Below are 24,668 nucleotides of genomic sequence, written 5' to 3'. Positions count from 1 at the left end.
GGGATCGGCGGCAACGATCCGTCGTCAAGCGTGCTCGTGCGCCAGAGAAACTAGCTACCGAAACTACAACCGACTTATAAGGAAGGGAGGAGAGTAAACCATGGCAACACTTCGCGAATTGCGTGACCGCATCAGGTCCGTCAACTCAACGAAGAAAATTACCAAGGCCCAGGAGCTGATCGCGACCTCGCGAATCACCAAGGCCCAGCAGCGCGTGGAAGCGGCACAGCCGTACGCCACGGAGATGCACGACGTCATGGAGCGGCTGTTGGCTGCGAGCAACTTGTCCCACCCGATGCTCCACGAGCGCGAAAACGGCAAAGTTGCCGCCGTGCTGGTGGTCACCTCGGACCGTGGTATGGCAGGTGGCTACAACCACAACGTGTTGAAGAAGACCGCGGAACTCGAGGCGATGCTCAACCAAGCTGGGTACGACGTAGTCCGCTACGTCACCGGCGGCAAGGGCGTCACCCACTTCGACTTCCGCGACCAGGAGATCGCAGGCGCGTGGACCGGATGGTCCCAGGACCCGGATTGGGACAAGACGCACGACGTGCGCCACCACATGATCCGCGGGTTTGCTGCGAGCTCCGAGGGAACCGTCGATTGGCGTGAAGGCCTACGCGGCGCCGAAGGCGAATCCGTCCGCGGGTTCGACCAGGTGCACGTGGTCTACACCAAGTTCGTCTCGATGCTGTCTCAGGAGGCCACAGCATTCCAGCTGCTGCCGATCGAGCCGGTCATTGAGGAATACGAATTCGAGCAAGAAGACCTGCTGACCACGTCCGGTGACGTGAAGCCAGACATGGAATTCGAGCCGGACCCGGAAACCCTCATGGACGAGCTGCTGCCAGCGTACGTGTCCAGGATGCTGTACTCGATCTTCCTCGAGGCGTCCGCGGCGGAGTCCGCTGCGCGTCGTACCGCGATGAAGAACGCGACAGACAACGCGACCGAGCTGGCCAACGATCTTTCGCGTGAGGCTAACCAGCTGCGTCAGGCGAAAATTACCCAAGAAATCACAGAGATTATCGGCGGCGCTGGTGCGTTGTCCGGTAGCGGAGAAAGCGACTAAAACATGACTACAGCTCTAACCCATGAAGAGCAAAGCGAGCCGACCGGGGCTGTGACTGAAGCCGCCTCCGGTGCCGCGAACAACCAAGAAGAGCGTCGTGAGGCGGGCTCCGAAAACGGCCGCGTCGTGCGCGTCATCGGCGCCGTCGTGGACGTGGAGTTCCCGCGCGGCGAACTGCCAGAGCTCTACAACGCCCTGAAGGTGGACATCGAGCTCGAGGCAGTGGCGAAGACCATTACCCTCGAGGTCGCCCAGTTCCTGGGTGACAACCTCGTGCGCACCATCGCCATGGCGCCGACCGACGGCCTGGTGCGTGGCGCGAAGGTGTCCGACACCGGCAACCCGATCTCGGTGCCGGTCGGTGACCAGGTCAAGGGCCACGTCTTCAACGCCCTCGGCGACTGCTTGGACGACCCGAGCGTCGGCGAAGGTGGCGAGCGCTGGGGCATCCACCGCGAGCCTCCGGCCTTCAAGGACCTCGAAGGTAAGACCGAGATCCTGGAAACCGGTATTAAGGTCATCGACCTTCTCACCCCATACGTGAAGGGTGGAAAGATCGGCCTGTTCGGTGGTGCCGGTGTGGGCAAGACCGTTCTGATCCAGGAGATGATTACCCGTATTGCGCGTGAGTTCTCCGGTACGTCGGTCTTCGCCGGCGTTGGTGAGCGCACCCGTGAGGGTACGGACCTCTTCCTCGAGATGGAAGAGATGGGCGTTCTGCCCGATACCGCACTCGTCTTCGGCCAGATGGACGAGCCGCCAGGGGTTCGTATGCGCGTGGCTTTGTCCGGCCTGACGATGGCGGAGTACTTCCGCGATGTTCAGAACCAGGACGTGCTTCTGTTCATTGACAACATCTTCCGTTTCACCCAGGCAGGTTCTGAGGTGTCCACGCTGCTCGGCCGCATGCCGTCCGCCGTGGGTTACCAGCCGACGCTTGCCGACGAAATGGGTGTGCTCCAGGAGCGCATTACCTCCACCAAGGGCCGTTCGATTACGTCCCTGCAGGCCGTCTACGTTCCTGCGGATGACTACACCGACCCGGCTCCGGCGACCACCTTCGCCCACTTGGATGCGACCACTGAGCTGAGCCGTTCCATCGCCTCGAAGGGTATTTACCCGGCTGTGGACCCGCTGACCTCGACGTCCCGCATCCTGGAACCAGGCATCGTGGGCGAGCGCCACTACGGCGTTGCCCAGAAGGTGATCAACATCCTGCAGAAGAACAAGGAGCTGCAGGACATCATCGCCATCCTTGGTATGGACGAACTGAGCGAAGAAGACAAGATCACGGTTCAGCGCGCACGTAAGATCCAGCGCTTCCTGGGCCAGAACTTCTTCGTTGCTCAGAAGTTCACCGGCGACCCGGGTTCCTACGTTCCGCTGGATGAGACGATCGACGCGTTCGACCGCCTCGCCAACGGTGAGTTCGACCACTACCCGGAGCAGGCGTTCAACAACCTCGGTGGTCTCGACGACGTCGAGGCTGCATACAAGAAGCTGCAAGAGAAGTAGGAGGCCGCCATGGCTGAAATCACCGCTCAATTGGTCTCTGTCGACCGCTTGCTGTGGAAGGGCGAAGCGAACATCGTTACCGCCCAGACCACGGAGGGTGAGATCGGTGTCCTGGCTGGTCACGAGCCATTCCTGGGTCAACTCAAGCAGAACGGTGTTGTCACCATCACTCCCGTTGATGGCGACAAGATCGTCGCTGCGGTCCAGGGCGGCTTCCTTGCCGTCGCCGGCAACAAGGTGACTGTGCTGGCAGACTACGCAGTGTTAGCCGACGAAGTTGACTCGAACGCTGCCGAATCCGAGCGCGAGAGCGAGGACCCAACGCAACGTGCACGCAGCGAGGCCGAACTCGCGGCGTTGCGCCGAAGCGGCAAATAACCGCGGCGGTACATAACCGCGGCGGCACATAACCGCCGCGGCGGTGGGAATCCGCCGTCGATAAGCGAAGTGCCCCAGCTATACCGGCTGGGGCTTTCGTTTGTCCTACTTAAGGCTGATAGAAGGCCGTGAGGGATCGGACTAGGCTGAAAGACCATGAAGCTCTTCGTTCTCGCGGCCATCGCTATCGCGGTCGTGCTGCTAACTGGGGCTGCGTGGCGGTTTGTGACGCTGCGCAACAAGGGCACGCAGGTGCTCATGCGCACCATGCCTGCCGACGGCGTCCATGGCTGGCGCCACGGAATTCTCACATATGACCAGGACTGCATCCGCTTTTTTAAGCTGCGGTCCTTTTCGTTTGGCCCAGACATCGTTCTTGCGCGCAACCAGCTGACGTTTGAAGGCAAGCGCGATCTCAGCCCCGACGAGCGGGCGATCATGCCCGAGACCGGGGCGATCCTCGAGCTGTCGTGCGCCGCGCCAACTGCTGCCGACAATCGCGGCGGCGCCGACGACCGCCTCCGCTTCGAATTCGGCGCCGATCATCACGCGGCGATGGCGTTGGTGTCGTGGATTGAGTCTTCACCCGATCACCGCCAGGTGCGCACTGACATGAACGTGCTGCACCAGCGGGCGCTTCGTTCGCCGCGCTAAGGTGCGGCCCGTGCGGCCCGTCTGGCCAGCGGCCGCGGCGCTGACTTCCTGCTCGGCCGCGACGTGAACTAGGCTTGGCCCCCATGCGCCTAGTCATCGCCCGTTGCTCCGTCGATTATGTGGGGCGTTTAGATGCCCACCTTCCTATGGCTGACCGGCTGATTTTGGTCAAGGCCGATGGGTCGGTGTCTGTCCACGCTGATGACCGCGCGTACAAGCCGCTGAACTGGATGACGCCGCCGTGCACGATCGTGGAGGAGACCATCCAGGACATCGACGGTGAGGACACTGGTGTGGGCCTGTGGATCGTCGAGAACCCGAAGGGCGAGCAGCTCCGGATAACCATCGAGGAAATCCACCACGATTCGTCCCACGACCTTGGCGTTGATCCCGGCCTCGTGAAGGATGGTGTGGAGTCGCACTTGCAGGAGCTGTTGGCGGAGCACATCGCAACGCTTGGCGACGGCTACACCCTCGTCCGCCGCGAATACCCCACACCGTTGGGGCCAGTGGACATCATGGCGCGCGACCAGAATGGCCTGGCGGTCGCGATCGAGGTGAAGCGCCGCGGCGGAATAGACGGCGTGGAGCAGCTGACACGCTACGTCGAGATGCTTAACCGCGACGAACTGCTCAAGCCCGTCCGTGGCGTGTTCGCCGCTCAGGAGATTAAGCCCCAAGCTCGCACGCTGGCAAAGGACCGCGGCATCGAGTGCGTCACGCTTGATTACGACGAGCTCCGCGGCATCGAATCCAACGAACTCCGCTTGTTCTAAAACGACAGAAGAAGTGCGGCGCCGCCGCGGGTTCGCACGGGGCGCCGCCGCGCATCTAAGCTACAACCATGCCGCGTAGAAATCGTCGCCACTCAGGCTCGTATCTCCCGGACCGCGGATTGCCCCGCGACGGCGGAGCCTACTGGGGCACCCGCGAAGAACCGGGACCGAGCTGGACCCACGGGGAGTCGTACCTCGTGCGCCAAATGGGATCGGCCTCAGCGACGAAGTTCTATGTATGCCCAGGGTGCAACCAGAACATTCCGCCGGGGGTAGCGCACGTCGTCGCGTGGCCGCGCGATACCGGCGGGCGTGCCGACGATCGGAGACACTGGCATAGGCATTGCTGGGATCGTCGATAAGCTTGAGTGCATGATCCTTGCATTTTCTGTTGCCCCGACTGAGACTCCCGATGCCACCGCAGAAATGGCTGCGGCCGTTGCGCGCGCCGTGAAGGTCGTGCGCGAATCTGGGCTGCCGAATGAGACCAACGCGATGTTCACGTTGGTCGAAGGGGAGTGGGACGAGGTCATGGACGTGGTGAAACGCGCAACCGAGGCCGTCGCTGAGGCGTCGCCCCGGGTGTCGCTGGTGATCAAAGCGGACATTCGTCCCGGCTACACGGGGCAGATCGCGTCGAAGGTGGAAAGCCTCGAGCGCGAACTCGACGCGCTGTAGCCCCGGGCCGCGGCGAGACCCAACCGCTAAACGGGCTGCCGCCTGCCGTAAAGAGAGAGCATCGCCGCGTACTTGTAATTGTGGTGTGGATTTGGGACCGCGTATCCGCGCGGCGAGACCCAGACCGGGGTTCCGCGCCGCATGCGGATGTGGCCGCGCTTGCGCCGCGCGGGATCATCGTCGTTGACGCGATTGTGGTAGCGACAAAGCGGGGCGAGGTTGCTTATGTTCGTCGCGCCACCCTTGGCCCACGGTTTGATGTGGTGGATCTCGCACGAGTCAGCGCCGCGACGGCAGCCGGGAACCGGACACACAGGCATCGAAGCCCGCGCGAGAATTCGTTGCTTGGCGTTAGCCAGACGCTGCGTGCGGTACAAGTTGACCGCGCCGTGCTCTGGGTGGAACACCGCAGCTTCGAGCCCATTATCGACGGTTCCAAAGTAACCATTCAGGAACTCCGCACCCGTCATATTGGTGCCGTCGGTGAGGGAGAGTTCGATCTCGTCGCCCTCACCGTTGATGATGCTGACCCAGTCCGGCAGCGGGAGGAGAAGAAGTGGCCGGGGGACTGCGTACGGTACGCCGGGGCTGGAGTCGCTTGGGCCGCCGGGGTCGCTCGCTGGGTTGCCGCGCATGAACGCGAGGAACCGCTTAAGCAACTGGGGCGCGGCGGGGTGCGAGGGATCGAGATCCTGACTTAGGAAGTGTTCGAAATCGGCGAGGTCGCGCTCGTCGGCGGTGACGGTCATCGTGCGGGTGCCGTTCTTCGACGGGCTGAACGTGACTTGTTTCCGGGCGGGCTTTGTGGGCTGGGGAGCGAGTTCCTTCGCGGCTTTTTCCAGCGTTTTGTAATTCCCCCGCACGGCCAAAAGGGCCACGCGCATCTTGTTGCGGGTGCGCGCGGAGGCGAATTTGGCCACGCGCCGCTCGATGAGCGCCAGTTGGTCCAAAGACATCCCTGCCCGCTGCGCTTGTTCTAATGCGAGTCGCTGTTTCTGTCGCGACGTCGTTGGTCCGTAATACGCCTCATGGATTTTGGACCACGCTCTCACCCGCGCGGGGTCAATTCCGGCGCTCAGCGCGGCCTCCCTGTCGAAGTCGGCGAGTGCATCCACCGCCGCGTGCGACAAAGCGCCAATTAATGTTCTAAAAGTGTTCATAGCCCCAACGCTAGAACCTGCAAAACGCCAGTGTAAAGGCCTTTCTGTACACTATGGTGTGCGTTTAGGGGTGGTCGTCGATAGGCGATTGTGCTAAGTCCGCCTCCCGCACACGGTAGCGCGCCAATCGTGGGTCAGCTCCGCCAGCAGCGAAAATGTTCGGAATGTGGAAAAGCGAAAAGAAAGTCGCGGACAGTAGGAACATCGCCAACACCCACACCGCCGCAGCGCCCGGCGGTAGGGGGGTACCGCGGGGCTCAAACTTGCAGGCCGCGCTGCCCGGTCGCGGCCGCGGCCGCGCGGCCGCCTCGCGGGGCGCGGGCTCGCGGGGCGCGGGCTCGCGGGGCTAGCGCTTGACGTAGTACTGCACGCTCATCGCCGGGATGTCCAGGGTGATGGAGTGCTCGAAGCTGTCGTGGCCCTCGTCGGACGCGGTGACGCGCTGGGCAAGGTCGTTGCCGGCGCCGCCGTAGACGTCGGCGTCGGTGTTGATAAGAAGCTCCCAGTCGCCGCCTTCGGGCAGGCCGAGGCGGTAGCCACTCAGCGGGGAGCCGGACAGGTTGATCACGGCGAGGATCGGCGTGGCGTCCACGCCCCAGCGCACGTAGGCGAGGAAGTTGTTGCTGGAGTCGTCTCCCTTGACCCATTGGAAGCCCATGGGCGTGTTGTCTTGGCTGAACAGCGCTGGGTTGTCGCGGTAGACCAGGTTGAGGTCGCGGACAAGGCGGCGGATGCCGTGGTGGTATTCGTGGTCCCAGCCGTCGAGGTCGTCCCAGTTGATGGAAGCGGCCTCGTTCCACTCGGTGGTCTGGCCGAACTCGCAGCCCATGAACATCAGCTGCTTGCCCGGGTGGGAGAACATGTAGCCGTAGAGGGCGCGCACGCCGGCGGCCTTGTTCCACGAGTCACCCGGCATGCGCTCCCACAAAGAACCCTTGCCGTGGACGACCTCATCGTGGCTAAACGGCAGGACGTATTTCTCCGAGAACGCGTACACCAGGGAGAACGTGATCTCGTTGTGGTGGTAGGACCTGTGCACCGGATCGAGCGCGAAGTACTCCAGCGTGTCGTTCATCCAGCCCATGTTCCACTTCAGCGAGAAGCCCAGGCCGTCGGACGCGGTCTGCGCGGTCACGCCCGGCCATGCGGTGGATTCCTCGGCGATCGTCACTACGCCCGGGTGGGTGCGCTGGACTGTCGCGTTCATCTCCTGGAGGAACTGCACCGCGTCCAGATTCTCGCGGCCACCAAACTGGTTGGGGATCCACTCGCCGGGGTTGCGCGAGTAGTCCAGGTACAGCATCGACGCCACGGCGTCCACGCGGATGCCGTCCAGGTGGAACTCCTCGAACCAGTACAGCGCGTTAGCAACTAAGAAGTTGCGCACCTCGTTGCGGCCGAAGTCGAAGACGTAGGTGCCCCAGTCTTTCTGTTCGCCGCGGCGCCAGTCGGGGTGCTCGTAGAGCGCCGTGCCGTCGAAACGCCCGAGCGCCCACGCGTCCTTGGGGAAGTGCGCCGGGACCCAGTCGACGATCACGCCGATGCCCGCCTGGTGCAACCGGTCGATGAGGTAGCGCAGGTCGTCGGGTGAACCCCAGCGCGCGGTAGGCGCGTAGTAGCCGGAGACCTGGTAGCCCCACGACCCGCCGAAGGGGTGCTCCGCCACCGGAAGGAATTCCACGTGCGTGAACCCGTTGTCAACCAGGTACGGCACGAGCTCTTCGGCGACCTCGCGGTAGCCGTAGCCAACCTTCCAGGACCCGATGTGGCACTCGTACACGCTCATCGGCGCGTTCGTCGCATCCACGCCGGGGCGCGCGGCCATCCATTCGTGGTCGGACCACTCGTACTCGGTCACGCCAGCAACCACGGATACGGTTTCCGGCGGCGCAACGGTCTGCTTCGCCAGCGGGTCCGCCTTATCAATCACGCTGCCGTCGGCGCCCTGGATGGTGAACTTGTACTGCATCCCCGCGCCAATACCGGGGATGAACACTTCCCACACGCCTGTCGCCCCAAGGGAGCGCATCGGCCACTGATTCGGGTTCCACGCGCAGAAATCACCAACAACAGCCACGCCCTGCGCGTTCGGCGCCCACACGGCAAACGCGGTGCCGGACACCTCGCCCATCGACGTCGAGTAGGTGCGCTCGTTCGCGCCGAGTACTTCCCACAGGCGTTCGTGGCGGCCTTCGCCGATGAGGTGCAGGTCAAACGACGTCAACGTCGGCAGGAAGTGGTACGCGTCGGCCGTGATCACCGGCGCGCCCTCCGGGTAGTGCACCTCAAGGCGGTAGTCCGGCGCCAAGTCGTCCTCGAGTCCGAGCACCCAGATGTCGTCGCCGATCGGCTCCATCGGCACGGAATCGTTGTGGATCAACACCCGGACGTCGGTCGCGCCAAGCTGACGCGTGCGGATCACAGACCCACGCGGGGTGGAGTGCCAGCCGTAGAAGTCGTGCGGCGCGTGGTGTTTGCATTCCACCAAGCGTGCGCGGTCAGTGTCCGGGATGAGTAGGTGCGGGTTAACTTCGGTCATGCGCTCCTTTATACCTACGGCCGGTATTCGTCGTCGTCCATTCGTCGATAAGCAAGCTTGACGCGCTCCTTGAGGCCCACTTCCGGCAGGGCGAAGATGTGCGCAACGTTTTCTTGCGGCGCGAGGCGCACGTAGTTTCGCATGCCCCACTGGTACGTCTCACCCGAGATCTCATCGCGCACGCTTATCGACGACGACGGAGCAACGCCCAGTTCCTCCATATCCAGCGTGATGAAGCCTTCCTGCGGATATGTGGGGTCGAGGTTGACCACGACCAGCACCGCGTCACCCGTGGCCGGATCCACCTTGGAGTAGGCGATGAGCTGGTCATTGTCGATCGTGTGGAAGTGGAGCGTACGCATCTGCTGGAGCGCCGGGTGGTTCTGGCGCAGGCGGTTGAGCAGCGTGATGTAGTCCTCCAGCGACTCGCCGCGCTCTTTGGCTCCCGCGAAGTCGCGGGGGCGCAGCTGGTACTTCTCGCTATCGAGGTACTCCTCGCTGCCCTGGGTGACGGGCTCGTGCTCGTAGAGCTCAAAGCCGGAGTACATGCCCCACAGCGGGCTCAACGTAGCGGCGAGCGTGGCGCGCACCGCGAACGCTGCCTTGTTCCCGGTCTGAATGTAGGCCTGGAGAATGTCCGGGGTGTTGACCCAGAACGACGGGCGCGAGATGTCGTAGAACCGCACCGTGGATTGCGTGAAGCCGGTGAGCTCGCGCTTGGTCGTCTTCCAGGGGAAGTAGGTGTAGGACTGCGTGAACCCAGCCTTGGCCAGGCCAAACAGGCGCGGCGGGCGGGTGAAGGCCTCGGCGAGGAAGATGACCTCCGGGTGTGTCTCGTGCACCTTGGAAATGAGCCAGTGCCAGAAGTCCGTCGGCTTCGTGTGGGGGTTGTCCACGCGGAACGTGGTCACGCCCAGGTTCACCCAGTGCATGATGACGCGGTAGCACTCGTTGTAAATGCCGTCCCGGTCATTATCAAAGTTGATGGGGTAGATGTCCTGGTACTTCTTCGGGGGGTTCTCGGCGTAGGCAATCGTGCCGTCGGCAAGCTCGGTGAAAAAGCCGCGGTGATCGCGCGCCCACGGGTGATCCGGCGCGGCCTGGAGCGCGAAGTCGAGTGCGACCTCGAGCCCGAGCTGCTTGGCGCGTTCGATGAGCGCCACGAAGTCTTCTTCCGTGCCGAGCTCAGGGTGGATGGCGTCGTGGCCGCCGGCCTTCGAACCGATCGCCCACGGGGAGCCCACGTCGCCCTCTTCCGCCACCAGCGAGTTGTTTGGACCCTTGCGGTTGACTTCACCGATGGGGTGAATCGGCGGGAAGTACACGGTGTCGAAGCCCATCGCGGCAACGCGCTCGAGCGCGTCCGCGGTTGTTTGGAACGTGCCGTGCACCGGGTGGCCGTTGTCATCCCAACCACCCGTGGATCGCGGGAAGAGCTCGTACCACGAGCTGAATGCAGCCTTCTTGCGCTCCACCAGGATCTGGCACTCCGGCCCGCGGGTGAGCAGGTCGCGCACCGGGCGTTGGCTCATCAGCGCCGTGACCTCATCGGACAGCGCTGGCTCGAGGCGCTCGCGCAGCGGGGCGTCGCTGCGCAGGGCCTCGGCGACCCCGGCGAGCAGCTCGGCGACATCGCCTTCGTCTGCTCGCTGTGCCGCGCGAGCGTCTTCTTCGCCTTCGTCTGTTCGCCGTGCGGCGCGAGCGTTAGCGAGCGCGGCACGTGCGGCGCGGTCGAACAGCTCCGCCCCGAACGCCAGGTCGTTCGCCATCTCTTCGGCGCTTTGGCCGGCGGCGGACTTCTTGGTTACGGCGTTGCGCCAGGTGGAGTAGGGGTCGGACCACGCGTCGATGCGGAAGCGCCACAGTCCTTCTTCGTCGGGCGCGAAGACGGCGTGGACGTAATCGGGGCGGTCTTCTTCTGCGTTCATGGCTACGGCGATGGTGCGGCCGGACGGCGAGGTCAGCATCGCGGTAGCGGCGATTGCGTCGTGGCCTTCGCGCCACACCAGTGCAGAGAGGGGGACTACTTCGCCGACGACGGCCTTCGTGGGCAGCGTTCGATCGGACGTAGAGGGACGGACATCATCGATACCAAGGCGGCCAACAGTCATGAACCCCACAGTAGCCGGGAAGTGTCGCGCCCCGCAGAGTGAAAAAATCAGACAGAATGGACGCTGTGACTGCTACGCCGATTAACCCCACCAAAGCCTCATCCACCGCTCGCGCTGCCACGTTGATTGATTTCGCCGACGTGGAGTTCCGTCGCGGCGGAAACACCCTCGTCGGACCCATCAACTGGCAGGTAAAAGAGGGCCAGCGCTGGGTCGTTATTGGCCCCAACGGCGCCGGCAAAACCACGTTGATCACGATGGCCGCGGCGCAGGCGATTCCGTCGTCAGGCGAAATTGAGATCCTCGGTGAGACGATTGGAAAGACTGACATGCGCGACTTGCGGACGTCGATAGGCATGACGTCCACCTCGCTTGCGGAGCGCGTGCCGCCGCTCGAGCGCGTCGAGGACCTCGTGCTGTCTGGCGGTTACGCGATCGTGGGGCGTTGGCGCGAGGAGTATGAAGAAGAGGACTATGAGCAAGTCCACGACGCCCTCGACCAGGTGGGCGCGTTCCACCTGCGGGGCAGGACGTGGAACACCCTGTCTGACGGCGAGCGCAAGCGCGTCCTCATCGCGCGCGCAATCATGGTCGACCCGGAGCTGCTCATCATGGACGAGCCCGGCGCGGGCCTTGATCTGGGTGGCCGCGAGGACCTCGTTGCGTACCTCGGCGACCTCGCGCTCGACCCGGATGCGCCCGCGATCATCATGATCACCCACCACGTTGAGGAAATTCCGGAAGGATTCACGCACGCGCTGCTTCTCGACGAAGGGTCAGTCGTCGCCCAGGGCCCCATCGATGAGGTCTTAACCAGCGAGAACCTCACGAGCGCCTACCACCAGCCGATTACGATCACGAAGGATGACGGCCGTTACTTCGCCCGGCGGGTGCGCCGTGGTGGCACCCATCGTCGATAAGCGTGTTGGCGAGCGCCGTGGGCGAAACGATACCCTGAGCTTTGGCGATAGAAAAGGAACGTGGGCTCACTTTTAACTATGAAGCATTCCAACGAGCAAGACATGATGGGGCTGCGTGGCGGCAGGTTGGCTGCCACCGTGATCTTGGTGCGTGATGGCGCCGCTGGGCTCGAGGTGTGGATGCAAGAGCGAGTTCTGACGATGCCGAATTACCCAGGCATGACGGTGTTTCCCGGCGGGGGCGTGGACTTCCGCGATTTCCCTTCGGACAAGCAAGAGGCCGCGGAATTGTGGTACGGCCGCCCGGTGGAAGACATCGCGATGCAGCTGGGCGTTCGCCCGCGCCAAGCGCACGCGCTGACGTTTGCCGCGGTGCGCGAGCTGTTTGAAGAAACGGGCACGCTTTTGCTTGTCGACGACGACGGCAAGCTGGTCAGCGACGCCCGCCCGTTTCACAAGCTGCGCCGGCGCTTGGAAAACCACGAGCTGGCGTTGACGGAGGTCCTGGAAGAAACGGGTCTGGACGTGGACGCGAACCTTGTTCTGCCGTATGGCCGCTGGGTGGGGACAAGCGAGAAGGGAAACTGGTTTGACACGTTTTCCTTCGTGGCCGTACTGCCCGACGGCCAAGAGCCGGATAACGCCACGGGTGAGGCCTCCGACGCGAATTGGTTCCCGCCGAATTTGCTTCTCGACGGGTGGCGCGAGGGCCTCGTCCGCTTCGCCCGTTCGACGCTCGCGCAGCTGTATGACGTTGCGCAGTTTTCCACCGCCGCCGAAGTGGTCGCCGCCGCCCACAACGCGCGGATCGAGCCGGTGATCGGCGACCCGGTGAAGATTCCCCGCTACGAAGAACTTCTCCGCCACGATCCCGTCAACCGCATCGGCTGGTAGAACATCTCACACCCATGAGCTTCACGCCCGACGATGTTCGCTTCTTAGCCACCCACCTTGACGCCATCGATGAGGTCACACCCGAACTGGGATTAACCAAGGCCAGCGCCTTTTCCGATCACGCGCACTTAAGCGAACGCTTCGGCGACCGCGCCCGGGCAGTCGCGGAGCTCATCACGGCGCGCCAGCGTGCTGCCGCGAAGTTCCCGTCCGTTCGCACCGAGCCCGGAGCCTCCCAGCCTGCTCGCAGCCAGCCCGGCTGGCTGATGGATTCCGATTCCGCCCAGCAGGCCACCCCGCACCCCGTCGCCCAGGTGCGCGCTGGCCACCTCCACGCCGCGGGGATAGAGCTTGTCCACGACGTCACGTGCTCGATCGCCAGCGAGGCCCCCGCGATGCTGGAGCTGGGCATGTCGTACCTGGGCAGCGACCTTGATTTCTCACGGCTGCTCATGGCCCGCCACAACGTTGAGTTGTTTCTCAACGAGCTTGCGGATGCCGATGCCGCGCCACCCGATGCCGCGCCGCGGGCGTGGCTTGCCCGCGCCGACGCGCTGGCCCCGATCATGGCCCCGGTTTCGGCGCCGGCCTTGGCGCCAGCCTCCTCGCGGCACAGGCCCACCCACACAGCGATTGTTGCCGATCCCGCGCGCCGGGCCGACGGCCGCCGCATCACCGACCCGGCGAAGCTGATTCCGCCGTTGCCGGACCTCATCGCCGCGCACCCCGGGGCGCACATGTCTGTAAAGTGCGCGCCGGGCATTGATTACAGCGGTTGGGACGGTCTGGTCAGCGTGGTCAGCGTCGATGGTGGTGTGAAAGAAGCCTGCTTGTACACACCCGGTCTCAGTGACGCCCGGCGTGAGGCGGTGGTGATCCGCACGGCCACGGACGCGGGCACAGACGCAGGCGCGGGCACGGCCGGTGCAGCGTTCGTCGCCGAGAGGGTGAGGGACGGTGATGGGGGAGAGGTGGGCGTCGATAAGCATGGTGCCTTCATTGTGGAACCTGATGGGGCCGTGATTCGCGCGGGACTCGTGCAACAGTGGGCCGCGCGGCACGGGCTGTGGATGCTTGATCCGCGAATTGCTTTCCTCACGGGGGACGCGATTCCCGCTGGATGGAGTGGCTTTCGCGTGCGCGAGCGCGTGCCGCTGAAGAAACTCAAGGCGGCGCTGGCCGCGCATGACGCGGGCGCGGTGGAGATTCTTGTACGCGGAGTCAACGTGGACCCCGACGCTTTGAGGAAGAAAATGAAGCTGCGCGGTGACGCATCGCGGGCCGTGGTCATCGCTCGTGAGGGCACTATGGCGGTGGCATATGTGTGCGACGCGCGCGAGCGGGGTTAAGCTCGGGGGCGCACTAATCCCAAATTGAAGGAGAACCATGCCCACCATCGCGGTGCTGGTCAAAAGCGTCCCAGACACGTGGTCAGAAAAATCGCTCGAGGCGGACAACACCCTTGACCGTGACAGCGGCGACACGGTGATCGATGAGATCAACGAGTTCGCCGTCGAAGCCGCCCTGCGCATCAAGGATTCGCTCGGCGCGCGCGTGGTCGCCGTGTCCATGGGGCCCGTCGCGGCCGAGGAGGCACTGCGCCGCGCGATCGCAATGGGCGCGGATGACGCACTTTTGCTTATCGACGACTCCCTCGCCGGCTCCGACGCCATCGCCACCGCGTGGGGGCTGACCAACGCCTTGAACACGATTGATGATCTGGCGTTGATCGTGACGGGGAACCAGTCCTCGGACGGGTCAACGGCGCTTTTGCCAGGCCTTTTGGCCGAGTACCGGCAGATTCCGGCGTTGACGAATGTCCACAATGTCAGCGTTGATGGCGCTGGTGCTGGCGCTGGCGCGGGCGTTACCGCGACTCGCGAGGACGAGCGAGGCACGTGGGAACTTTCGGCGCCGCTGCCTGCGATCGTGAGCGTGACAGAGAAGTCCGACACGCCGCGCTACCCGAACTTCAAGGGCATGCGCGCGGCGAAGAACCACCCGATCACCCACCTCACGCTGGCGGAGATCGGTGTGGATGCGGGCCAGGTCGGCCTGGCACACTCCGCCACCCAGGTCACGGCGGCCGCAGCCGTTCCGCCGCGCACGCCTGGCGAGCCCATCGAAGGCCCAGCCGCCGATGTCGCCGCCGAAATCATTGCCCAGCTTGAAGCAAAGAACCTCATCTAAGGAGCCACTGACGTGTCACACGTATATGTATTGGTAGAGCGCGCCGCGGGTAGCGGTTCCGGCTTGAGCCCCGTCACCGCCGAACTCATCACCGCCGCGCGCCCTTTGGGCGTAGTCAGCGCGGTGGTGGTGGGGGCGCCGGGTGAGGCGTCGTCGTTAGCCCAGGAGCTTGGGGCACTCGGTGCGGCGCAGGTCATTGATGCTTCCGCCGAGGATTACTCCGCGCGCGTGATCACGCCGGAGGTTGACGCCCTCCATGCTTTGGGCAGCGCGAACCCCGCGCCGATCGTCGTGGCCGCGACCACCACCGGCAATGAAATCGCCGGACGCTTAGGCGCGCGCCTGGGTTCCGGTGTGCTGGCCAACGTGTCGGCCATCAATGCCGACCGCTCCGCAGCGCACCAGATCTTCGGCGGGTCCTACACCACGACCGCGGTCGCGGGCGGGCCGTGCCCGATCTATACCGTGCGGCCTGGCGCGGTGAAGGCGGAGCCTCAGCCAGCCGATGCGCAACTGGCGCCGATGCCTCTGCCGGGGGCGTCTGCCCGCGACGTCACCGTCACCGGGTTTACGCCGAAAACTCCCGCTGACCGGCCGGACCTCGCGTCCGCGAGCGTCGTCGTCTCCGGTGGCCGCGGCGTCGGTTCCGCTGAAGGCTACCGCGATTACGTCGAAGGACTTGCCGACGAACTCGGCGCCGCCGTCGGCTCCACCCGCGACATCGTCTACGACGGTTGGGCCGCCCCCGAAACCCAAGTCGGCCAGACCGGCGCGACTGTTTCCCCGGATCTGTACATTGCCCTGGGAATTTCCGGTGCGATCCAGCACACCTCTGGGATGCAAACCTCCGGCACCATCGTCGCTGTCAACCAGGACGGCGACGAACCGATCTTCGACATCGCCGACATCGCCGCCGTCGGCGACGTCGAGGACATCGTTCCCGAACTGATCAGCCAGCTGCAGGCGCGCAAGGGCTAGCCCCGCCCGCGCCCCGCCCGCGCCGCCCCGCGCCCGCACAGCGCCGCCCGCCGAAGTGAGCCTTTATGCTGGGATACTTCTTTGATCATGCCGCCACCAGCCCGATCCGGCAGGTGGCCGTGGACGCATGGGTAGAGCACGCGCACCTTCTGAACCCGGCCGGCCAGTACGGTTCGGGACGGAAGGCTAACGCGGCGCTCGCCCAGGCGCGGGAAACGATCGCCGAGCTGCTCGGCGCCGATCCCGTCGAGGTGATCTTCACCGGCTCCGGCACGGAGGCCGACAACATCGCCGTCGCCGGCCTGTATCGCGCGAGTCTCACGCCCGGCGCAGGCCCCGCAGCAAATCCTGCAGCAGATCCCGCAGCCGGCCGGGTGGTTTCCACGTCGATCGAGCACCCAGCTGTCCTGGAGACCGTCAAGGCCTTGGCCGCGAGCGGCGCGGAGGTCGACTACCTCCAGCCGTCGCCGACCGGCTTCATCGAGCTGGATGCCGATGTGCTGAGCACACCCGCCGCCGTGGCCACGATGATGTGGGCCAACAATGAAACGGGAGCGATCCAACCGGTTGAACGTTTCGTGGAGCTCGCCGCGGCGGCGGGAACTCCAACGCACATCGACGCCGTGCAGGTAGTGGGCCACCTGCCCGTCGACTTCCGCGCGCTCGGGGCCACAACCTTGGCCGCCAGCGCGCACAAGTTCGGCGGGCCCAAAGGCGTGGGCATTTTGCTGGCGAAGCGCAGTCCGGCCCCGACCGCGATCATTCACGGCGGCGGGCAAGAGCGCGGGCTTCGCTCCGGCACGGTCGACGTCGCCAGCGCAGCCGCGACAGCTGCAGCGTTGAAAGAAGCGGTCGCAGAAATGGAGGCCGAAGCACATCGCTTATCGACGCTCAAAAACCGCCTCGTCCACCACCTCCGCACAGCAATTCCCGACTGCATCGTCACGGCAGCGGGGGCGGAGGCAGCGGGGGCGGAGCCCACCGCTGCGACGCAAGAGTTGGCGGGGGCCACGCCCGCCGCCGCGGCGACGCCCGCCGCGGCGAGGGATGGGTTGGCGGGGGCGGGGGCCACGCCCACCGCCGCGGCGACGCCCGCCGCGGCGAGGGATGGGTTGGCGGGGGCCGCGCCGGCCGTTTTGCCGGGGCACGCGCACTTCCAATTCCCCGGCGCCAACGGCGACGCAATGATCATGTTGTTGGACTCCCACGGGATCGAAGCATCGACGGGTTCGGCGTGCAACAGCGGGGTCAACAGGCTCAGCCACGTTCTCGAAGCGATGGGCGCCGACGAGGCCAATGCGCTGGGGGCTCTGCGATTCACGATGGGTCGGGATACGGGGGAGGAGGCCGTCGATAAGCTGTGTTCTGTTCTTCCTGATGTGATAGAACGTGCGCGTGTGGCGGCAAAATTCTAAAGTTGTCAGCTTTAACGCGCGTGTCGCGTGGGATAAATGTTACGAAAGTGGCCTATCGTCCCAGGCATGACTCGTACCTTGCGTCCTGCTGCCATCGTCACGCTCATTGCCATTGTGGTGATGAGCTTCGCTGTGCTCGTGCCGCGCGCGTTTTCCAATGATTACGCCAACACGGTCGAGGGCATCGATGTGTCCAACCACAACCACCCTGGTGGAGTGGCAATTGACTGGAAGACAGTGTCTGCCACCCAGGGCTTTGCCATCGTGAAAGCCACGGAGAGCACCGGGTTTGTGAACCCTAGCTACGCCCAAGACGTCGAAAGCGCACGCGCCAACGGCCTTGAGGTCGGCGCGTACCACTTCGCGCGCCCCGGCATTGACGCGCGTGCGCAGGCCCGCCACTTCGCCAACGTGATCAAGTCCGGCCCGGCCAACACGCTGCCGCCCGTGCTTGACTTGGAAGTCGACGAGGGCCTAAGCGCCGCGCAGCTTCAGCAGTGGACGCGCGACTTCATGGACGAGCTGAAGAAGCTCACCGGTCGCACGCCGATTCTGTACACGTATAAGTACTTCTGGATCGGCAAGATGGCCAACACCACCGAGTTCGCCGAGTTCCCGCTGTGGCTCGCCGCGTACCAGACCTCGCCGCCCGCTCCGGTCGGTGGCTGGGACCGTGTTGACATCTGGCAGCGCTCCGGCTCCGGCCGCGTCGCTGGCGTGCCGACGATCGTTGACATGAACCTGTTCAACGGCGACAAGAACCAACTCAAGGCCTTCGCGGCGGGCAACAACGAAGCCGCCGGCGGCCAGTTCGCCCAGCTACGGACGCAGACCGCACCGAACAGTGCCATCGAGGAAGGCCTCGCGGTTCTGGAGAAGGACAACACCGCCCTCGTCGGCGCAATCCTGGGCCTGGCCACCGGCGTTCTCAGCGCCCCGCAGGTCGCCGAACTGGCCAAGGCATTCGGCTTCAGCGACTACGATGCCGCCAACATCGCCGAGGACGTGACCAAGCTGCTCGCTTCGGGCAAGTTGCCTATCGACGACCTGAACAACATGCTCATCGGCAAGTACTCCGTCGGTGACCTACTGATCCTGCTGCACAACTCCACCAAGGACGGCGAGGGCTCCAGCGAATAGCCCCGCCCGGGGCTCACCAGCCCCGCAGCTACTTCCCAGGGACGATCCTGAAGACGCTGACACGACGACGCATTGATCCACAAACCGCAGGCTTTGTACCTGCGGTTTTGTGTTGCCAAAGGCCGGTCGCCGAGGCTCAAGTGTCAGAAGCTTCAGGAATGAGCAGGGGCGGAGCGTTGCGGCAGTGGCGGGCGGCGCTGCCGTGGGCGAGGGAGGCAGCCCAGTCCTTGCCTTTGACGTGTGCGGGAACCGCGCCGCCCAGCAAAGCACGGGTGAGTTCCGGCGTTGGATCAAGCGGGTGGTCGGCGCCGATTAGCACGATGTTGCCGTAGCGCCGCCCTTTGAGCATCGGCGGATCGGCAATCGCGGCAACAGAAGGAAACACCTCGAGCATCCCGGCTAGTTCTTCCCGAGCTTCCTTCAAATCCGAATGCGCCCCGCAATTAGCCAGGTACAGCCCGCCGGGGCGCAGGGCTGAAAAGCACTGGGTGTAGAAATCGACCGTCGATAAGCTGCGTGGCGTAGTGGAGCCCGCGAAAACGTCGCGGATGATGATGTCGCGGCTCGCGGCGTGGAAGGTGTCGGTGACCGCGCGGGCGTCGCCGACGCGAATCTTCACCGCGGGCGCCCGGGGGATGTCGAAGTGCGCGCGCGCAAGCTCCGCGAGCCGGCCGTCGAGCTCCACGACCGTGTTGCGGGAGCCGCGCCACGCGTGTGCGAAGTAACGCGCCAGCGAGCACCCGCCACCGCCCAGATGCGTGACGCTGGCTTTCTCGCGCTCGCCGCCCCAGAATGCTTCCGCGGCCGCGACGATCCAGCGCATGTACTCGAACTCTAAACGCTCCGGCTCGTCGGGCACTATGTGGGAGCTAGGCACGCCGTTGACCGTGAGCAACAGCGAGCCGTCGTGCTCGTGGACGATCTCCGCGGTGCCAGTGTCGATCTCGTAGGTTTGCGCCTCCTCGGCGCGCTGCTTTCGCGTCACAATGCTGCTCTAGGAAGTCCCCTTAGGGATTAGGTTTTCGCACTACCGGCGAGGCATGAACTGTCCGAGCTGAGGGAGCAGAACAGCACCGATGCCAACGACGGCAAGGAGCACACCGACCACGATGCCCACGATTGCGCCCGTGGTGAGCTTGCCGTTCTCGTCGACGAACGAGCTGTTGCCGGTATTGCCGGTGTTACCAGTGTTGCCGGTGTTAGAAGCTGTCTTGTCGGGGGTCGTCGTAGACGGCCACGAAGTAGGGAACTTCACAAAATCCGAACCAGTGCCCTTGTCGCACGCTTTCTGCGCTTCGTTCGTAGCAGCGGCGTAAGCGTTGACTGTGTTAAGGAACTTCTTACCGCTTGCGGTGCTGTGCAGCGTCGCAGAATAAGCGTCTGAGAACTTCTTCGACTCCTCGGGTGAGAAATTGAAAAGGCCCAGGATCACCTGAAACAGTCCCGACAGCGATTCCGACACATCTGGCTGATCGTATGAGGGGTTCGGATCTGTGCTCTGGTATACGACTCGCGGTTCTTCCGGCTTCTTGATGTTGTTGAGTCGGCGTTCCTTATCGATATAAGAGTCTGTCACGGTATCGAGCAAGAACTCTGCCCGTGCTGTGCTCATGCCTAGTCCTTGGAGAGAGCGCACGTAGCTCTCGTCCAACTCCTTCTTTGCTTTGTCGATGGGGTTGAGATTCGGCCAAGGGATGTAAATTTTCGTCTTGCCGGCTTCGCGGACGTAGGTCGTGAAATCCTTTTCCTGCGCGTAGCGGTTGGCTATGTCCTTCGATCCTTTGATTACCGCTTCGAAACCATTGAGATACGCCTGGTCGCTGAGGTCCTCGATCTCTTTGCGAAAGAACTCTTCGTACTCGGCTTCAAAGTTACTTTCGACGAAGTTCAGGGTGATTTCGCATCGACCCTTAGCGTCAGGCGGAGCGACTTGAGCCGCGTGACCGATTGGCACGGCAGCGACAGACGCGGTCATAGATAGAGCGAGAGCTCCTGCGAGGATACGAGAGGTACGCATTATTCTCCTTGATGGTGCGGTTCTGCGGGGGCTAGAAGACAAGCCGCTTGGGTGACAGTGACAGCTCCGCTGCAGATAATTTCCAGAACTCTTTTATGTTATCGCAGTCGCCCAGTAGCCGTGAGCTCGTTTAGGCTCCCGTTTGCATCTCAGCTTTGTCGTTCCAGCGGCTGGGCGTACACTGCGTGGCCGTGCGAGTTTTAGCTGCGATGAGCGGCGGCGTCGATTCTTCAGTGGCGGCCGCCCGGCTTGTGGACGCCGGACACGACGTCGTGGGCGTGCACCTTGCGCTAAGCAAGGACGCCCAGCAGACGCGCGAGTCTGCGCGCGGTTGCTGCTCGCTGGAAGACTCCGCTGACGCGCGGCGGGTGTGCGATCACCTGGGGATTCCGTTCTACGTGTGGGATTTCTCTGACCGCTTCAAGGCGGAGGTCATCGATGACTTCGTTGACAGTTACGCGCGCGGAGAGACCCCCAACCCCTGCCTGCGCTGCAATGAGAAGATCAAGTTCGCGGCCCTGCTGGAGCGCGCGATGGCGCTCGGCTTCGACGCTATTGCCACGGGGCACTACGCAATTATCGACGACGACGGCAACCTCCGCCGCTCCACCGACGCCAACAAGGACCAGTCCTACGTCCTGGGCGTCATGACGCGCGACGAGCTAGACCGCTGTTTGTTCCCCGTCGGCGACACGGAGAAGCCCCAGATCCGCGAAGAAGCAAAGGCACATGGCTTCTCGACGGCCACCAAGCCCGACTCCTACGACATCTGCTTCATCCCCGACGGCAACACCCAGGCGTTTTTGGGGCGTTCGATTGGGATGCGGCCGGGCATGATCGTGGACCAGGACGGCACCGCTTTGAAAGAGCACGATGGCGCGTTCCAGTACACGATCGGCCAGCGCAAGGGCCTGGACATTCGCGTTCCCGCCGCCGACGGCACGCCGCGCTACGTCACCGACATCGACGCTGCCACCGGCACAGTCACCGTCGGCCCTCGTGACGCACTTCGCGTATCGACGATCCACGCCGACCGCCTCAAAGTCCTCCACCCGGCGATGGTCGGCAGCGGCCGTGATGACGCGCCGACGCCTGTTTCCGCCGCTGGCGGCGAGCCCGCGCCCTCCGCACCTGCGGGCCCGCACACGTTTTCGGCGAACGTACAGATCCGCGCCCACGGCAGCGTCATGGGCTGCACCGCGCACGTGGACATTGATGCGGACACGATGCGGCTGGAGCTCGACGAGCCGCTTCGCGGCGTTGCCCGCGGCCAAGCCGCCGTGCTGTACCTGCCGGACCCCGATGGTAAGGGCGACATCGTTGTGGGGTCAGGCACCATCTGCGGCACGGAGTAGTGACCGCGCTCGTGCGATAGGCGAGCCAGTTGCCCGGTAGCATGCAGCGCGCGCCGTGCCTAGAGTGCTTATGGAACGCTTCACGGCAAACTGCACGGAAGAACATTCGGCCGCAACGAAGCCCAAGGATGACGAACAGGGATGAATCGCTACATGTCTTCAGAAAACGTCTCTTCGACAAACGGCTCCTCGAAAACCGTCACGACTGACAGCACGAGCGCGCCGAACCGCGCCGGATCACCGCTTGAGGTGCTCGGCATCTTCACCAAACTTGGGTGCACGTCCTTCGGTGGTCCGGTGGCGCACTTGGGGTATTTCAGGGATGAGTTCGTCGATAAGCGGCGTTGGTACAGCGACGAGGAGTACGCCGACCTAGTGGCGCTGTGTCAGTTCATGCCTGGTCCCGCGTCGAGCCAGGTGGGAATGGCTATCGGCTTTAAGCGCGCGGGGTATCTCGGCATGGCCGCTGCGTGGCTGGGTTTTACGCTGCCGTCGGTGATTCTTCTCGTGGCGTTTGCGCTCGGCGTGGCGCACCTAGGCGACATCTCGGGCGCTGGTTGGCTGCTCGGGCTTAAGGCCGCGGCCGTTGCCGTTGTCGCGCAGGCGGTGCTGGGCATGTCGAAGTCGATCGTAACCGGGAAAATCCATGCCGGGATCGCGCTGGTGGCGTTCCTGATTGTTCTGCTGGTTCCGCATCCTGCGACTCAAGTCGGGGCGATCGCCGTTGGAATGGTGGCGGGGGCGGCGCTGCTGCGCGAGCGCGCCGCGGGAGGCGGTGACGCGGGCGGCGGCGACGGCCAGGCCGAGGCTCAGGCAGGCCCGGGGGCCGCGGACGCTCCGGCGGGCGCCGGCGCAGGGAAGCTCGGGCGCTCGATCGGCGTCGCAGCGCTGGCCGTTTTTGGGATCTTGCTCGCGGGTCTGCCGGCGCTTGCGGCGGCGATGGGCAATACCAGCTTGACCATCTTCGATAGCTTCTACCGTTCCGGTGCGCTGGTGTTCGGTGGCGGGCACGTCGTGTTGCCGTTGCTGGAGCAGGCGACGGTGCCCACCGGGATGGTTGATCACGATACGTTCCTGGCCGGCTACGGCGCGGCGCAGGCGGTTCCGGGGCCGCTGTTCACCTTCGCGTCGTTCCTTGGTGCGGCTGCGGATGGGGTGCCGTGGTGGTGGGGGGCGATCGTCGCTACGCTAGCGATCTTCCTTCCCGCGGCCTTGCTTGTGATTGGCGTGCTGCCGTTCTGGGAGCGTCTCCGCGCGCACCCCCAGGCGGGCGCCGTTTTAGCGGGCGCGAACGCCGCGGTGGTGGGGATCCTTGCCGCGGCGCTGTACAACCCGGTGTTTACCGCAGGTATCACGGGGCCGGCGACGCTTGGTGTTGCGGCTGCCGCATTCGTCGCGCTGCACATGTGGAAGGTGCCGCCGTGGGCGGTCGTGATCCTCGCGGCGCTTGTTGGCTTTGCGTTCCTCTAGCTCCGCACAGCGGCTAACAGCGTGTGACGCCTACTCCGTGGCGTAGGTCGGCGTTTCCACCGGTTGGGTGTGCTCGCCGGGTTTTGGCTTCGCGCCACGCGTTTGGGTGATGGTGCGGTTGCCCAGCGGAGACCTCAACGTAATGAGCATGCTGTATCCCCGCAGCTCCATCGTGCACGCCTGGAAAGAATTCGGAAGCGTGCCCGCGTACAGGTCGATGACCACCTCGTCGCGGTTGTACTTCACGTTTGCGTACTCGCCGTAGCAGCCGCGGCTTCCCGCCTGGTAGAAAATCCGCACGTGGGTGCTGTCTACCACCTCGTAGTCGTCCCAGCGGAGCAGGCCAGCGAAGTGGATGTCGCGTCGCTGCGGCTCATCGGCACTTGGCCGCGGGGTGCGCGGGACTGTGGGCTGGGGCGTTGCGGGAGTCGTCGTCACGCTTGTGCTCGGCGAAGCCTCGCCGCTTTTCTGCTTCTCGACGGCCACCACAACCCCCGCTATAACCCCCACCGCGGTGAGGATTACCAGGATGGCGCCAAGGATCTGTTCGATGGAAAAGGGAAGTGGCAGACGCATACTCAATTTTTACCGCGCCGCCAGCGCCGAAATCAAGGGCTGCATCAAGGGTTAGCTGATCATCGGCCAGGCGGTGTTGATCCCGTCTATCGAGCGCCCGCGCGAAGAACAATAGGTGCGGAACTCTTCCTGGATTTCGTAGTGCTTCACAGCTTGGTACTCCATGAGTTCGCCAACATCCATGCGGGCCAGCTCCGGCCAGACCTTCTTGACCTGCTTCCACGCGATGCGCGCGGCGGCGGTTGCATCCGCCGTAGCCTCGTGCGCGTTTTCTAACTTCACCCCGTAGAACTCGCACAACGCGCCCAGGTTGCGCTTGCCGGGGCGGTAACGGTCATTCGCGCGGTCGATCACCAGCGGGTCGTACACCGGCCCGGTCACGGTGAAATCCCCGGTCAGAGCCCGCAGCACCGACAAGTCATACGGCGCGTTGAACACCACGAGTGTGAGCCCATCGTCCCACGCCTGCCTGATTGCGTCGACGGTTTCGCGCAGGACCTCCTCGTGCGGCCGGCCCTCCGCGCGCGCCTTTTCTGTACTGATCCCGTGGATCGCCGCCGCCTGCTCCGGGATCTCCACCCCGGGATCAGCGAGGGTTTCGGTGGCGGTGACCGCCGATCCGTCGATACGCACGAGCGCCGAGGTGACAATCCGAGCCTCGCGCGGGTTCGCGGAGGTCGTTTCCAGGTCGAAGGACAGCATGCGCGAGGCGTCGAAGACATTTGGGGCGGCTGCGGGAGTGCTCATGGCGCTTATTCTAACGAGCGCCCCGACACCACCCCGCGAAACCAGCGAAACCAGCAGCCACCGCCGAGCTCCCGGCGGGG

23 protein-coding genes are annotated in these 24,668 nt (G+C 64.3%); 16 read left to right on the top strand and 7 right to left on the bottom strand.

Annotated elements, in window-relative coordinates; all coding sequences use genetic code 11:
• The first annotated feature begins 100 nt into the window (after positions 1-100).
• The 7 genes from CAQUA_RS06795 to CAQUA_RS06765 all read left to right on the top strand — a co-directional run bounded on the left by CAQUA_RS06795 (position 101) and on the right by CAQUA_RS06765 (position 5,076).
• Complete coding sequence (locus tag CAQUA_RS06795; protein ID WP_196823948.1) at positions 101-1,075, top strand: F0F1 ATP synthase subunit gamma; 975 nt, start codon at positions 101-103, stop codon at positions 1,073-1,075.
• Positions 1,076-1,078: 3 nt separating this feature from the next.
• Positions 1,079-2,590 carry a F0F1 ATP synthase subunit beta gene (gene atpD / locus CAQUA_RS06790; RefSeq protein WP_231375351.1) on the top strand — a complete coding sequence of 504 codons (1,512 nt, stop codon included), beginning with the start codon at positions 1,079-1,081 and terminating at the stop codon, positions 2,588-2,590.
• Between the two features lie 9 nt (positions 2,591-2,599).
• Complete coding sequence (locus CAQUA_RS06785; protein ID WP_196823949.1) at positions 2,600-2,968, top strand: F0F1 ATP synthase subunit epsilon; 369 nt, start codon at positions 2,600-2,602, stop codon at positions 2,966-2,968.
• Positions 2,969-3,124: 156 nt separating this feature from the next.
• On the top strand, positions 3,125-3,622 hold the full coding sequence (locus tag CAQUA_RS06780; protein ID WP_196823950.1) for a DUF2550 domain-containing protein: 498 nt from the start codon (positions 3,125-3,127) through the stop codon (positions 3,620-3,622).
• An 83-nt stretch (positions 3,623-3,705) separates the two neighbouring features.
• Entirely contained in the window at positions 3,706-4,398 is a 693-nt protein-coding gene (nucS, locus tag CAQUA_RS06775; RefSeq protein WP_196823951.1) for an endonuclease NucS, read from the top strand.
• A gap of 68 nt (positions 4,399-4,466) precedes the next feature.
• The gene (locus CAQUA_RS06770; RefSeq protein ID WP_231375352.1) at positions 4,467-4,760 is read left to right on the top strand and encodes an Rv1322 family protein; all 294 of its coding nucleotides are present in this window, start codon (positions 4,467-4,469) and stop codon (positions 4,758-4,760) included.
• 10 nt (positions 4,761-4,770) lie between these two features.
• On the top strand, positions 4,771-5,076 hold the full coding sequence (locus CAQUA_RS06765; protein WP_196825536.1) for a thiamine-binding protein: 306 nt from the start codon (positions 4,771-4,773) through the stop codon (positions 5,074-5,076).
• A gap of 26 nt (positions 5,077-5,102) precedes the next feature.
• Here CAQUA_RS06765 and CAQUA_RS06760 read toward each other — a convergent pair whose 3' ends face one another.
• From CAQUA_RS06760 to CAQUA_RS06750, 3 genes are all read right to left on the bottom strand, one after another.
• The gene (locus tag CAQUA_RS06760; protein ID WP_196823952.1) at positions 5,103-6,236 is read right to left on the bottom strand and encodes an HNH endonuclease signature motif containing protein; all 1,134 of its coding nucleotides are present in this window, start codon (positions 6,234-6,236) and stop codon (positions 5,103-5,105) included.
• A 346-nt stretch (positions 6,237-6,582) separates the two neighbouring features.
• Positions 6,583-8,775, bottom strand: a complete 2,193-nt coding sequence (gene glgB, locus CAQUA_RS06755; RefSeq protein ID WP_196823953.1) for a 1,4-alpha-glucan branching protein GlgB — start codon at positions 8,773-8,775, stop codon at positions 6,583-6,585.
• Between the two features lie 14 nt (positions 8,776-8,789).
• Complete coding sequence (locus tag CAQUA_RS06750; protein WP_196823954.1) at positions 8,790-10,886, bottom strand: maltotransferase domain-containing protein; 2,097 nt, start codon at positions 10,884-10,886, stop codon at positions 8,790-8,792.
• A 56-nt stretch (positions 10,887-10,942) separates the two neighbouring features.
• On the opposite strand from CAQUA_RS06750, the gene CAQUA_RS06745 reads away from it, so the two are divergent.
• From CAQUA_RS06745 to CAQUA_RS06715, 7 genes are all read left to right on the top strand, one after another.
• Positions 10,943-11,806, top strand: coding sequence for an ABC transporter ATP-binding protein (locus CAQUA_RS06745; protein WP_196823955.1), 864 nt, complete (start codon positions 10,943-10,945; stop codon positions 11,804-11,806).
• Positions 11,807-11,884: 78 nt separating this feature from the next.
• Positions 11,885-12,700 carry an NUDIX hydrolase gene (locus CAQUA_RS06740; protein ID WP_196823956.1) on the top strand — a complete coding sequence of 272 codons (816 nt, stop codon included), beginning with the start codon at positions 11,885-11,887 and terminating at the stop codon, positions 12,698-12,700.
• Between the two features lie 14 nt (positions 12,701-12,714).
• The gene (locus CAQUA_RS06735; protein ID WP_196823957.1) at positions 12,715-14,049 is read left to right on the top strand and encodes a THUMP-like domain-containing protein; all 1,335 of its coding nucleotides are present in this window, start codon (positions 12,715-12,717) and stop codon (positions 14,047-14,049) included.
• Between the two features lie 37 nt (positions 14,050-14,086).
• Positions 14,087-14,890, top strand: a complete 804-nt coding sequence (locus CAQUA_RS06730) for an electron transfer flavoprotein subunit beta/FixA family protein (RefSeq protein WP_196823958.1) — start codon at positions 14,087-14,089, stop codon at positions 14,888-14,890.
• 12 nt (positions 14,891-14,902) lie between these two features.
• On the top strand, positions 14,903-15,868 hold the full coding sequence (locus CAQUA_RS06725; RefSeq protein WP_196823959.1) for an electron transfer flavoprotein subunit alpha/FixB family protein: 966 nt from the start codon (positions 14,903-14,905) through the stop codon (positions 15,866-15,868).
• Between the two features lie 65 nt (positions 15,869-15,933).
• On the top strand, positions 15,934-17,283 hold the full coding sequence (locus CAQUA_RS06720) for a cysteine desulfurase family protein (RefSeq protein WP_196823960.1): 1,350 nt from the start codon (positions 15,934-15,936) through the stop codon (positions 17,281-17,283).
• Between the two features lie 66 nt (positions 17,284-17,349).
• Positions 17,350-18,423: a glycoside hydrolase family 25 protein gene (locus CAQUA_RS06715; protein WP_196823961.1), complete on the top strand. Its 1,074-nt coding sequence runs from the start codon at positions 17,350-17,352 to the stop codon at positions 18,421-18,423.
• Between the two features lie 136 nt (positions 18,424-18,559).
• Here CAQUA_RS06715 and CAQUA_RS06710 read toward each other — a convergent pair whose 3' ends face one another.
• Together CAQUA_RS06710 and CAQUA_RS06705 are read right to left on the bottom strand one after the other, a co-directional pair.
• Positions 18,560-19,408 (bottom strand): spermidine synthase, encoded by an 849-nt coding sequence (locus CAQUA_RS06710; protein ID WP_196823962.1) that lies wholly within the window; start codon positions 19,406-19,408, stop codon positions 18,560-18,562.
• 42 nt (positions 19,409-19,450) lie between these two features.
• Complete coding sequence (locus CAQUA_RS06705; protein ID WP_196823963.1) at positions 19,451-20,440, bottom strand: hypothetical protein; 990 nt, start codon at positions 20,438-20,440, stop codon at positions 19,451-19,453.
• Positions 20,441-20,631: 191 nt separating this feature from the next.
• Here CAQUA_RS06705 and mnmA point away from each other — a divergent pair, with 191 nt between their 5' ends.
• A complete protein-coding gene (gene mnmA / locus CAQUA_RS06700) occupies positions 20,632-21,795 on the top strand; it encodes a tRNA 2-thiouridine(34) synthase MnmA (protein WP_196823964.1) in 1,164 nt (387 codons plus the stop codon).
• A gap of 153 nt (positions 21,796-21,948) precedes the next feature.
• Positions 21,949-23,265, top strand: a complete 1,317-nt coding sequence (gene chrA, locus CAQUA_RS06695) for a chromate efflux transporter (RefSeq protein WP_196823965.1) — start codon at positions 21,949-21,951, stop codon at positions 23,263-23,265.
• Positions 23,266-23,295: 30 nt separating this feature from the next.
• Here the strand turns inward: chrA and CAQUA_RS06690 are convergent, their stop codons facing one another.
• Positions 23,296-23,841, bottom strand: coding sequence for a hypothetical protein (locus tag CAQUA_RS06690; RefSeq protein ID WP_196823966.1), 546 nt, complete (start codon positions 23,839-23,841; stop codon positions 23,296-23,298).
• 51 nt (positions 23,842-23,892) lie between these two features.
• Positions 23,893-24,588 carry a 3'-5' exonuclease gene (locus CAQUA_RS06685; protein WP_196823967.1) on the bottom strand — a complete coding sequence of 232 codons (696 nt, stop codon included), beginning with the start codon at positions 24,586-24,588 and terminating at the stop codon, positions 23,893-23,895.
• Between the last annotated feature and the right edge of the window lie 80 nt (positions 24,589-24,668).

It is taken from the genome of Corynebacterium aquatimens (genome assembly GCF_030408395.1).
GTDB lineage: Bacteria > Actinomycetota > Actinomycetes > Mycobacteriales > Mycobacteriaceae > Corynebacterium > Corynebacterium aquatimens.
Note: the sequence above shows the minus strand (reverse complement) of the source record. Positions and strands in the feature narration are given on the sequence as shown.

Excerpts from the sequence above, each read along its gene's own strand:
- CAQUA_RS06760 (WP_196823952.1), bottom strand. The coding sequence starts at position 6,236 with ATGAACACTTTTAGAACATTAATTGGCGCTTTGTCGCACGCGGCGGTG.
- CAQUA_RS06705 (WP_196823963.1), bottom strand. The coding sequence starts at position 20,440 with ATGCGTACCTCTCGTATCCTCGCAGGAGCTCTCGCTCTATCTATGACC.
- CAQUA_RS06765 (WP_196825536.1), top strand. The coding sequence starts at position 4,771 with ATGATCCTTGCATTTTCTGTTGCCCCGACTGAGACTCCCGATGCCACC.
- CAQUA_RS06750 (WP_196823954.1), bottom strand. The coding sequence starts at position 10,886 with ATGACTGTTGGCCGCCTTGGTATCGATGATGTCCGTCCCTCTACGTCC.
- chrA (WP_196823965.1), top strand. The coding sequence starts at position 21,949 with ATGTCTTCAGAAAACGTCTCTTCGACAAACGGCTCCTCGAAAACCGTC.
- CAQUA_RS06685 (WP_196823967.1), bottom strand. The coding sequence starts at position 24,588 with ATGAGCACTCCCGCAGCCGCCCCAAATGTCTTCGACGCCTCGCGCATG.
- CAQUA_RS06795 (WP_196823948.1), top strand. The coding sequence starts at position 101 with ATGGCAACACTTCGCGAATTGCGTGACCGCATCAGGTCCGTCAACTCA.
- nucS (WP_196823951.1), top strand. The coding sequence starts at position 3,706 with ATGCGCCTAGTCATCGCCCGTTGCTCCGTCGATTATGTGGGGCGTTTA.
- CAQUA_RS06770 (WP_231375352.1), top strand. The coding sequence starts at position 4,467 with ATGCCGCGTAGAAATCGTCGCCACTCAGGCTCGTATCTCCCGGACCGC.
- atpD (WP_231375351.1), top strand. The coding sequence starts at position 1,079 with ATGACTACAGCTCTAACCCATGAAGAGCAAAGCGAGCCGACCGGGGCT.
- CAQUA_RS06715 (WP_196823961.1), top strand. The coding sequence starts at position 17,350 with ATGACTCGTACCTTGCGTCCTGCTGCCATCGTCACGCTCATTGCCATT.
- CAQUA_RS06785 (WP_196823949.1), top strand. The coding sequence starts at position 2,600 with ATGGCTGAAATCACCGCTCAATTGGTCTCTGTCGACCGCTTGCTGTGG.
- CAQUA_RS06740 (WP_196823956.1), top strand. The coding sequence starts at position 11,885 with ATGAAGCATTCCAACGAGCAAGACATGATGGGGCTGCGTGGCGGCAGG.
- CAQUA_RS06745 (WP_196823955.1), top strand. The coding sequence starts at position 10,943 with ATGGACGCTGTGACTGCTACGCCGATTAACCCCACCAAAGCCTCATCC.
- CAQUA_RS06730 (WP_196823958.1), top strand. The coding sequence starts at position 14,087 with ATGCCCACCATCGCGGTGCTGGTCAAAAGCGTCCCAGACACGTGGTCA.
- CAQUA_RS06720 (WP_196823960.1), top strand. The coding sequence starts at position 15,934 with ATGCTGGGATACTTCTTTGATCATGCCGCCACCAGCCCGATCCGGCAG.
- CAQUA_RS06735 (WP_196823957.1), top strand. The coding sequence starts at position 12,715 with ATGAGCTTCACGCCCGACGATGTTCGCTTCTTAGCCACCCACCTTGAC.
- CAQUA_RS06690 (WP_196823966.1), bottom strand. The coding sequence starts at position 23,841 with ATGCGTCTGCCACTTCCCTTTTCCATCGAACAGATCCTTGGCGCCATC.
- CAQUA_RS06780 (WP_196823950.1), top strand. The coding sequence starts at position 3,125 with ATGAAGCTCTTCGTTCTCGCGGCCATCGCTATCGCGGTCGTGCTGCTA.
- glgB (WP_196823953.1), bottom strand. The coding sequence starts at position 8,775 with ATGACCGAAGTTAACCCGCACCTACTCATCCCGGACACTGACCGCGCA.